Raw genomic sequence first — 1,607 nt, forward strand, 5'->3', positions numbered from 1 at the left:
CCACCCACCCGCAGTCGCCCACAAACCCAAGGCACCCCCCACCTATCGCGCGGCCTGCCCCCAGCGGCAGCGCTCCCGTACGGTTGACAACATGACGCGCATCGGTGGTGCCGAGATGGTCGACTGGAATCTCGCGGTGGCGACCGCGACCCGGCTGGTACGGCCGGGCCCCGACGTGAGCCGCGACGAGGCACGCGCCATCGTCGCCGAGCTGCGCCGACACGCGAAGGCGTCGGAGGAGCACGTCCGCGCGTTCACGCGGATGCTCCCCGACGAGGCCGACGACACACCCGTCCTCGTCGTCGACCGCCCGGGCTGGGTCCGGGCGAACGTCGCCGGGTTCCGGGAACTGCTCAAACCGCTGCTGGAGAAGATGCAGGAACGTCGCGCCGGCAGCCCCGGCGGAGCCGTGCTGGGCGCCGTCGGCGGCAAGGTCACCGGCGTCGAACTGGGCATGCTGCTGTCGTTCCTGGCCTCCCGGGTCCTCGGCCAGTACGAGACCTTCGCCCCGGCGTCCCGCGACCTCCCCGCGGGCGAGAACGGCGGCGGCCGGCTCCTGCTGGTCGCCCCGAACATCGTGCACGTCGAGCGCGAACTGGACGTCCAGCCCCACGACTTCCGCCTCTGGGTCTGCCTCCACGAGGAGACCCACCGGACCCAGTTCACGGCCGTCCCCTGGCTGCGTGACCACCTCGAGGGCGAAATCCAGTCTTTCTTGCAGGAGACCGAGGTCGACCCCATGACGGTCCTGGAGCGCATCCGGGAGGCCGCCCAGTCACTCGCGGGGGGCCGCCCCGAAGGAGAGGTCGGCGACGACGGTCACTCGATCGTGGAGTTGGTGCAGACCCCCGCCCAGCGCGAGATCCTCGGCCGCCTCACCGCCGTCATGTCCCTCCTGGAGGGACACGCCGACTTCGTGATGGACGGAGTGGGTCCCGCGGTCGTCCCGTCGGTCTCCGAGATCCGCGAGAAGTTCCAGCAGCGCCGCGCGAAGGGCGCCTCACGACTGGACCTCGCCCTGCGCAAGCTGCTCGGTCTGGACGCCAAACTGAGGCAGTACCGGGACGGCGAACGGTTCGTACGCGCAGTCGTCGAACAGGTCGGCATGGACGGGTTCAACCGCGTGTGGACCTCGCCGAACACCCTGCCGACCAAGGCGGAGATCGCCAAACCCGCGGACTGGGTCGCACGGGTGCACCGCAAGGCGGAGTCGTGAGCCGCACGCGAGCGTGGTGAACGAATCCGGCCGACGGCAGGCGAACGCCCCTCCAATCACCCGTCCGAGGGACCGTGAGCGATGGGTAGGCGTGCAATGCTCGGGGAACGGCCCGGTTCTGTCACCATCTACACACTCTGAGTGACCGACCTCGGGCTCACCCCCCGACAATTTCGTGAAGGGAACCGGACATGGGTCCCCACCCCGCGGTCGCGGCGATACGCCTGGCGGTGCGCCGCGTACTCCACGACATCCTCACCGAACACAACGCGAACACCACCCGTCGCACGCCCGCCCGCACGACCCCGGGCGCGCCACCCCTCACCGGCGCACCACCGGCGTTCACGCCCCTCACGGCCGCACCCCCCGAGGCCGTGAGGGGCGTGAACGC

Annotated in this window: 1 protein-coding gene and 1 pseudogene; both read left to right on the top strand. The window is 70.6% G+C overall.

What is annotated here, in order from left to right:
* Window positions 1-91 precede the first annotated feature (91 nt).
* A complete protein-coding gene (locus tag AOK23_RS43365; RefSeq protein WP_055717849.1) occupies window positions 92-1,216 on the top strand; it encodes a zinc-dependent metalloprotease in 1,125 nt (374 codons plus the stop codon).
* Between the two features lie 191 nt (window positions 1,217-1,407).
* A pseudogene (locus tag AOK23_RS49150) lies at window positions 1,408-1,607 on the top strand (tRNA lysidine(34) synthetase TilS); the annotation flags it as partial.

This window comes from Streptomyces torulosus, from assembly GCF_001419765.1.
GTDB lineage: Bacteria > Actinomycetota > Actinomycetes > Streptomycetales > Streptomycetaceae > Streptomyces > Streptomyces torulosus.

Excerpts from the sequence above, each read along its gene's own strand:
- AOK23_RS43365 (WP_055717849.1), top strand. The coding sequence starts at position 92 with ATGACGCGCATCGGTGGTGCCGAGATGGTCGACTGGAATCTCGCGGTG.